Source organism: Bradyrhizobium manausense, from assembly GCF_001440035.1.
Classification (GTDB): domain Bacteria; phylum Pseudomonadota; class Alphaproteobacteria; order Rhizobiales; family Xanthobacteraceae; genus Bradyrhizobium; species Bradyrhizobium manausense.
This window is the reverse complement of the sequence record NZ_LJYG01000102.1, coordinates 87,928-95,519: the sequence shown is the minus strand read 5'-3', so window position 1 is coordinate 95,519 and position 7,592 is coordinate 87,928. Positions and strand designations below refer to the sequence as shown.

6 protein-coding genes are annotated in these 7,592 nt (G+C 64.5%); 3 read left to right on the top strand and 3 right to left on the bottom strand.

Going from position 1 to position 7,592, the window contains the following annotated elements:
- A partial coding sequence (locus AOQ71_RS48540) for a Y-family DNA polymerase (RefSeq protein WP_245317149.1) occupies positions 1-981 on the bottom strand: 981 nt, incomplete at its 3' end.
- On the bottom strand, positions 878-1,666 hold the full coding sequence (locus AOQ71_RS26425) for an ImuA family protein (protein ID WP_057753011.1): 789 nt from the start codon (positions 1,664-1,666) through the stop codon (positions 878-880). The genes AOQ71_RS48540 and AOQ71_RS26425, both read right to left, overlap by 104 nt.
- A gap of 160 nt (positions 1,667-1,826) precedes the next feature.
- Here AOQ71_RS26425 and AOQ71_RS26420 point away from each other — a divergent pair, with 160 nt between their 5' ends.
- From AOQ71_RS26420 to AOQ71_RS26410, 3 genes are all read left to right on the top strand, one after another.
- Positions 1,827-3,062 carry a putative DNA modification/repair radical SAM protein gene (locus AOQ71_RS26420; RefSeq protein ID WP_057753010.1) on the top strand — a complete coding sequence of 412 codons (1,236 nt, stop codon included), beginning with the start codon at positions 1,827-1,829 and terminating at the stop codon, positions 3,060-3,062.
- Positions 3,062-4,504 (top strand): UdgX family uracil-DNA binding protein, encoded by a 1,443-nt coding sequence (locus AOQ71_RS26415; RefSeq protein WP_057753009.1) that lies wholly within the window; start codon positions 3,062-3,064, stop codon positions 4,502-4,504. Before AOQ71_RS26420 ends, AOQ71_RS26415 begins: the two co-directional genes overlap by 1 nt.
- 103 nt (positions 4,505-4,607) lie before the next feature.
- Positions 4,608-6,230 (top strand): inorganic phosphate transporter, encoded by a 1,623-nt coding sequence (locus tag AOQ71_RS26410; RefSeq protein ID WP_057753008.1) that lies wholly within the window; start codon positions 4,608-4,610, stop codon positions 6,228-6,230.
- Between the two features lie 75 nt (positions 6,231-6,305).
- Here the strand turns inward: AOQ71_RS26410 and AOQ71_RS26405 are convergent, their stop codons facing one another.
- Complete coding sequence (locus tag AOQ71_RS26405; protein ID WP_057753007.1) at positions 6,306-7,478, bottom strand: M20 aminoacylase family protein; 1,173 nt, start codon at positions 7,476-7,478, stop codon at positions 6,306-6,308.
- Positions 7,479-7,592: the final 114 nt, after the last annotated feature.

Here is a 7,592-nt window from a genome sequence, read left to right as displayed (position 1 = left end):
GAGCCGTTCGCGGAACAGCCGGTCAATGACGGCGCTTCGCGTCACCGGACGCCCGGTCTCGACCATGATCGCGCGCACCACGCCGTCGGTGCGGAAGAACGCAGCTTCCAGCCGCCGCGCGCCCTTGCCCTGCTTCTCCATGGACGCGATCAACGTGTCAGCGAGCCGCGACAGCGTCATCGCGATCATGGTGTCGGTCGCGATCGGCTCGGCAAAGCGTTTTTCCACGATGTAATCGGGCAGCGGCTTGCGCGGGCTGATCGGCGCATCGCCCTGCCCCAGCGCATGCGCGAGCAGCGTGGAAAACCGCGCGCCGAAGCGTGCGGTGATTTCGGAGGCGTTGCGCGATGCGACATCGCCGATGGTTTTCAGGCCGGCGCGGCGCAGGCCGGTGGTGATCGCTTCGTCCGCACCGAGCGCGGACACCGGAAACCGCTCGATCGCCGCCGCCTCTTCGCCATCGGCAACAATGCTGCCCGTGGCCTGCCGCGTCAGCGTGCGCGCGCAGACCGAGGTGCCGGCGATGGCCGCACTGACGGCAAAGCCTTGTCGACCGAGGGCCCGGACCAGCGTCTGCAACAAGGCAGCCTCGCCGCCGAACAGATGCGCGCAGCCGGTGATATCAAGGAACAGCCCATGCGGCGGATCGAGCGCCACCAGCGGCGTGAAGCGGTCGCACCAATCGGCGATGTCGCTGAGCGTCTTCGCATCAGCCACGACATCGGCGTCGAACACTTTCAAATCTGGGCACATCGCCCTCGCATTGGCCAGCGGTTGGCCGATATACAGGCCGAGGCGCTCTGCGGCCTCGTCCAGCGCATGGATTACCAATGCATTGACGTCCTTGATGACGACAATGTTCGGCTCATTGTTATTCTTACCCAGCCCGGCGCTGCTGAAGAACCGCTGGATCCGGTCGATGGGCAGGCGCGGCAGCCACAGGCTGAGGATACGTCGACGGTTCACTGAACTGGCACTCATCACATTTCCATTCCATGATCCACCGGCCACACGGGCCATGACGATTGCGCAACAGCTCGACATCGAAGCGCGGCGCGCCCCAGACATCCCAAACCGATCCTGGCGGTGAATGCGCCGCGCGCAGCATCCAGCGCGTCTCCGCGGTCGACGGCAGCGGCTGCGCCGCCATCCGCAGCAACAGGCCAGTGACGCCTGAGCCTTGCGCAGCCAGCGTCAGCTTGCGGCTCGCCACCAGGTCGAACTGTCTGATCTCGCCCCAGAGCTCGAGCACGACGGCGCCGAGCGCATCGCAGGCGAGCGCATCGGCCGAGGTGCGCAGCGCGCTTTCCACGTCAGCCGCACGCACCATCACCACGCGGCGCGGATCGAGGCCGAGCTCGGCGAGCCCGCTCATCGACAGCGCGCCGGTCTCGATCTCCGAGAAATCCTGCCGCACCCACAATAGCGGCCGCTGCGTCGTGACGCGGCCCGCAAGCCCGGTGACAAAGCCGGTCCCGGCCGCGCCCTGACGCCCTTCGCAAAACACCTCGTGGATCGCCGCGCGCGCGAGCCCGCCTTTCAAGGCGCGATCGACCTCACTGTGACCAAGCGCGACGCGGTCCTGATGATGCACGACCTCCGCTGTCTCGATCCGTTCGATCTGGCTGCGCAAGGTCGCAAGCGCGCTCGTGCGTGCGCCGCTCATGCTCGCCGCTCCTCAAAGATTGATGCCGTGGCTTTCAAAAGAAGAACCAACGGCTGGCTCATTTGTTCATGATATGTTCTAATATAAAGCTAACGGCAGCCGAAGAGTCAATCGAATTGGCGCGCCAAAGATTCATGAGCGAAATCAAAGAGATTCAAACATGGACATACAACGCAAGCTGGAAATTCTCGCGGATGCCGCCAAGTACGATGCCTCCTGCGCCTCCAGCGGCACCGAGAAGCGGGATTCCAGCGACGGCAAGGGCATGGGCTCGACTGCGCCGGGCATGGGCATCTGCCATTCCTACGCGCCGGACGGACGCTGCATCTCGCTGCTCAAGGTGCTGCTCACCAACGCCTGCAATTACGATTGCCTCTATTGCGTCAACCGCGCCTCCTCCAACGTGCCGCGCGCCCGCTTCACCATCGACGAATTGGTCAAGCTGACGCTGGACTTCTACCGGCGCAATTACATCGAGGGACTGTTTCTCTCCTCCGGCATCATCCGCAGCCCCGACTACACGATGGAGCAAGTGGTGAGCGTCGCGCGAAAGCTGCGCGAGGAGCATCACTTCCGCGGCTACATCCATCTCAAGACAATTCCGGAAGCTGACGATGCGCTGATCGCGGAGGCCGGCAAATATGCCGACCGTCTCTCCATCAACATCGAGATGCCTGAAGCCGCGAGCCTGCAGCAATTCGCGCCCGAGAAAGACGTGCGCGCGATCCGCCGCACCATGGGCCGGCTGCGGCTGAAGCTCGACGAGGCCGAGGAAGGCCGTAACGCAAAAACAAAGGCAAGACCGCAGCGTTTCGCGCCGGCCGGCCAAAGCACGCAGATGATCGTCGGCGCCGACAGCGCCAACGATCACACCATCCTCCACACCAGCGCCAATCTCTACGGCTCCTACCGGCTGCGGCGCGTCTACTACTCCGCCTTCAGCCCGATCCCCGATGCCAGCCGCGCCTTGCCGCTGGTGCAGCCGCCCTTGCTGCGCGAGCACCGGCTCTACCAGGCCGACTGGCTGATGCGGTTCTACGGTTTCGACGTTGCGGAGATCGTTGACGACAGCGCCATGCTGCCGCTCGATATCGATCCGAAACTTGCCTGGGCGCTGCGCCATCGCGACCGCTTCCCGCTCGACGTCAACCGCGCCAGCCGCGAGGAGCTGCTGCGGGTGCCGGGCTTCGGCACCAAGGCGGTCGAGCGCATCATCGCGACGCGGCGCACCACCACGATCCGCCTCTCCGACCTGGCGCGGCTGCACGTGCCCAAGCACAAGGCGCTGCCGTTCATCGTTCTCAGCGATCACCGCCCTTCGCCGCATCGTCTCGATGCTGCCGGACTGATCGAACGATTTAAGCCGAAAGCAACGCAATTGGGGTTTGGATTCTGATGCAGTACATGACCCTCGACAGCGAAACCGATTTCGACGGCTGGCGCAAAGCCGCCCGCAGCCTCGTGCTTCATCATGTGCGGCCCACCGACGTCACCTGGGCCGTGCAAGGCGGCGAAGCGGAGTTGTTTGCGCCGCCCGCACCTTCGCCGATCCTCGAAGTGAATGACGGCACGTTCAATGTATCAGGCAAATTCGTCGATCTCGCAAAATCAGCAATCCTGCATCGCGATCGCAAGCGCTTTGCGATCCTCTATCGGCTGCTCTGGCGGCTGAAGGACCATCACGATCTGATCGAGGTCGCGACCGATCCTGATGTTGCGCTGGTCACGGCGATGGCACGCGCGGTCCATCGCGACGAGCACAAAATGCACGCCTTCGTGCGCTTTCGCGAGATCGGCCGCGAGCGCGACGCCCATTACGTTGCCTGGTTCGAGCCGGAACATCACATCGTCGAACGCGCGGCGCCGTTCTTCGCAAGACGCTTTGCCGACATGCCCTGGTCGATCCTGACGCCCGATCTCTGCGCGCATTGGGACGGCCATGCGCTCTCGTTCACGCCGGGCGCGAGCAAGAGCGACGCGCCGGGCGAAGACCGGCTGGAGGAAACCTGGCGGCGCTATTACGCCAGCATCTTCAATCCGGCACGCCTGAAGGTGAAAGCGATGCAGACGGAGATGCCGAAGAAATACTGGAGGAACCTGCCCGAGGCCTCGATCATTAAGCCCTTGATCGAGGACGCCGAGCGCATGACCGGCGCCATGATCGCCAACGCCGCAACCGATCCGCACAAGCCTCAGAAACGGCCGGAGGCTCCGATGAAACGTAAACCTGCCGCCGACGATCTCGAAACGCTTCGCGAAGAGGCTGCGCATTGTCGCGCCTGCCCGCTCTACAAGAATGCAACGCAGACAGTGTTCGGCGAAGGCCCTGAGAACGCCACCATCATGCTGGTCGGCGAGCAGCCCGGCGACAAGGAGGACCTCGCCGGCCATCCCTTCGTCGGCCCGGCCGGCCAGATGCTCGACCGTGCGCTTGCGGAGGCCGGCGTCGACCGCAAGAAGGTCTATGTCACCAACGCCGTGAAGCACTTCAAATTCGTGCCGCGCGGAAAGATCCGCCTGCACCAGAAGCCGGCAACACCAGAGATCAAAGCCTGCAGGCAATGGTACGAGCGGGAAGTTTCGGCAATCCAGCCCAATCTCATCGTGGCGATGGGCGCGACCGCCGCGCAAAGCGTGTTCGGCAAGATCACGCCCATCGGCAAGACCCGCGGCCGGCTCATAGACCTCACCGACGGACGCAAGGCTCTGGTGACGGTGCATCCGTCCTATTTGCTGCGGCTGCCTGATCCCGAGGCGAAGGTGATGGAATATCAGCGCTTTGTCGAAGACCTGAAGATCGCCGCCGCGTTGCAGAAGAAAGCCCCGCGCGCCGCCTGAGGCGGCGCCGATGCACAGCAACAGGCCGTAGAGAANCCCGCCATTTCAACCGCCTGTCACATGCCGCGCGCAAAATCGGGGCCATGGGACAGGAGAATTTCCAATGAGTGACGTTGCTTTGCCGGGCTCGATCGAGCCTGCCTTGGGTAAGGGGCCAGACCTCAATCGTGGATTTCATCCGCTCACCGGCGTGATCTATATGGGCGTGATCGCTGCCGCGTTGCTCCTCGTCGCCTACAGCATCTGGGTCGACGTCGATGCCTCCGGCGCCCAGGTCAAGACCTTCGCTCCGTTCCTCCTGCTCTTCGTCGCGCTCCTGATCGCACTCGGCTTCGAGTTCGTGAACGGCTTCCACGATACGGCCAACGCCGTGGCAACCGTGATCTACACCCGCTCGCTGCCCGCCCATGTCGCCGTGGTGTGGTCCGGCATGTTCAACCTGTTCGGCGTGCTGCTGTCCTCGGGCGCGGTCGCGTTCGGCATCGTCTCGCTGCTGCCGGTCGAACTGATCCTCCAGGTCGGCTCCAGCGCGGGCTTCGCGATGGTGTTCGCGCTGCTGATCGCCGCCATCATCTGGAACGTCGGCACCTGGTATTTCGGCCTGCCGGCCTCGAGCTCGCACACCCTGATCGGCTCGATCATGGGCGTCGGCATCATGAACGCGGTTCTGCATGGCCGCAGCGGCACCTCCGGCGTCGACTGGACCCAGGCCACCAATATCGGCAAGGCGCTGCTGCTGTCGCCGCTGTTCGGCTTCGCGCTCGCCGCCGGACTGCTGCTGATCCTGCGCACCGTGCTGCTGCGCGCCACGCCCGCTCTGTTCGGCGAGCCGAAGGGCGACCAGCCGCCGCCGTGGTGGATCCGCGGCATCCTCATCCTCACCTGCACGCTGGTGAGCTTCTTCCACGGCTCCAATGACGGTCAGAAGGGCATGGGCCTGATCATGCTGATCCTGATCGGCACGGTGCCGACCGCCTATGCGCTCAACCGCGCGCTGCCGGAAAGCCAGATCGCCGCGTTCATCCAGAACTCGGAAGCCGCCAGCAAGATCATCGAGGGCAAGGCCGCCGGCTACAGCGTGATCGGCAATCCGCGACCGGCCGTGACCAACTATGTCGCGCAGCGCGAGGTCACTGGCGGTACGTTCCCGTCGCTCGCCGTGCTGGTGCGCGACATCGCCAAGCAGGTGAGCACCTACGGTTCGCTCGCCAAGGTGCCCGCCGACCTCGTCGGCAATACCCGCAACGACATGTACCTCGCATCGGAAGCGTTGCGCTTCCTGATGAAGGACAAGGAAGCCGAGCTCAGCGCCGCCGACGTCGCCGTGCTCAACGCCTACAAGGGCTCGCTCGACAGCGCGACGAAGTTCATCCCCGGCTGGGTGAAGATCGTGGTCGCCATCGCGCTTGGTCTCGGCACCATGGTCGGCTGGAAGCGCATCGTCGTCACCGTCGGCGAGAAGATCGGCAAGACGCACCTGACCTATGCGCAAGGCGCCTGCGCCGAGATCACCGCGGCCGCCACCATCGCCGCCGCCGACGTCTACGGCCTGCCGGTCTCGACCACCCACGTGCTGTCATCGGGCATCGCCGGCACCATGGCCGCCAACGGCTCGGGCCTGCAATGGGCGACGATCCGCAACATCGCCATGGCCTGGGTGCTGACCCTGCCGGCCGCGATGATCATCTCGGGCGTGCTGTACTACCTGTTCTCGCACGTGTTCTGAGCCGCGAGACACATGCCAACAAAAAGGGCCCGTGCCATGCATGGGCCCTTTCCGGTTGTGCCTCAGCTCAGCGCGTCATGACGCTGCGAGCTGCTCCTCGACCAGCTTGACCCAGTAGGACGTGCCGAACACGATCGCCTCGTCGTTGAAATTGTAGGCGGGGTGATGCAGGCCGGCGCTGTCGCCGTTGCCGCAGAAGATGAAGGCACCGGGGCGCGCTTCCAGCATGTAGGCAAAATCCTCGCCGCCCATCATCGGCGACATCTCCACCACATTGGTATCGCCCGCGACTTGCCTCGCGATACGCATCGCTACCTCGGTCTGCGCGACGTGATTGTTCACGACGGGATAACCGCGCTTGTAGTGCAGGTCGATCTTTGCGCCGGTGATCTGGGCGACGCCAGCCACGACTTCGCGCACCCGCTTCTCGACCAGCTTGCGCACATCAGGCGTCAGCGTTCGGATCGTGCCCCGCAACGTCGCCGTTTGCGGAATGACGTTGCGGGCATTGCCGGCGTGGAATTCGCAGATCGAGATCACGGCCGATTCCAGGGGATCGACGCTGCGCGAGACGATCGACTGCAAGGCGGTGATCAGCTGCGCACCCACGAGAACGGAATCGACGCATTTGTGCGGACGCGCGGCATGGCCTCCGAGGCCCTCGATCATGAAATCGACCTCGTCGGTCGACGCCATGATCGGGCCGGGCCGGATCGCGAAGGAGCCGATCGGAATGCCGGGGCCGTTGTGCATGCCGTAGACCTGCTCGATGCCGAAGCGCTCCATCATGCCGTCCTTGACCATCGCCGCTCCGCCGGCGCCGCCCTCCTCGGCCGGCTGGAAGATCACGACGGCGTTGCCGGCGAAATTGCGGGTCTCGGCGAGATAGCGTGCGGCCCCTAGCAGCATTGCGGTGTGGCCGTCGTGGCCGCAGGCGTGCATCTTGCCCGGAGTCTTCGAGGCGTAAGGCAGGTTGGTCTGCTCGTCGACGGGCAACGCGTCCATGTCGGCGCGCATGCCGATCGCCTTGAGCCCCTCGCCGGCGGGCTTTTTGCCCTTGATCACGCCGACCACGCCGGTCTGGCCAATGCCGGTCACAACCTCGTCGCAGCCGAACTCGCGCAGGCGATCCGCCACGAATGCTGCGGTGCGGTGGACATCGTAGAGCAGCTCGGGGTGCTGGTGGATGTCCCGCCGCCAGGCCTGGATATCGGGTTGAAGGTCGGCGACGCGGTTCACGATGGGCATGAAGGGTCTCGGGCTCTGTTGAAAATACAAGCCCGTCTACCATGCAAGCGCCAGTCCACCTAACTGCCGCAGATTGAGGGTAGCCCTGTCCTCTCGTCATGGCCGGGCTTGTCC

Coding starts and splice junctions, on each gene's coding strand:
- AOQ71_RS26425 (WP_057753011.1), bottom strand. CDS start 1,666: ATGAGCGGCGCACGCACGAGCGCGCTTGCGACCTTGCGCAGCCAGATC.
- AOQ71_RS26405 (WP_057753007.1), bottom strand. CDS start 7,478: ATGCCCATCGTGAACCGCGTCGCCGACCTTCAACCCGATATCCAGGCC.
- AOQ71_RS26420 (WP_057753010.1), top strand. CDS start 1,827: ATGGACATACAACGCAAGCTGGAAATTCTCGCGGATGCCGCCAAGTAC.
- AOQ71_RS26410 (WP_057753008.1), top strand. CDS start 4,608: ATGAGTGACGTTGCTTTGCCGGGCTCGATCGAGCCTGCCTTGGGTAAG.
- AOQ71_RS26415 (WP_057753009.1), top strand. CDS start 3,062: ATGCAGTACATGACCCTCGACAGCGAAACCGATTTCGACGGCTGGCGC.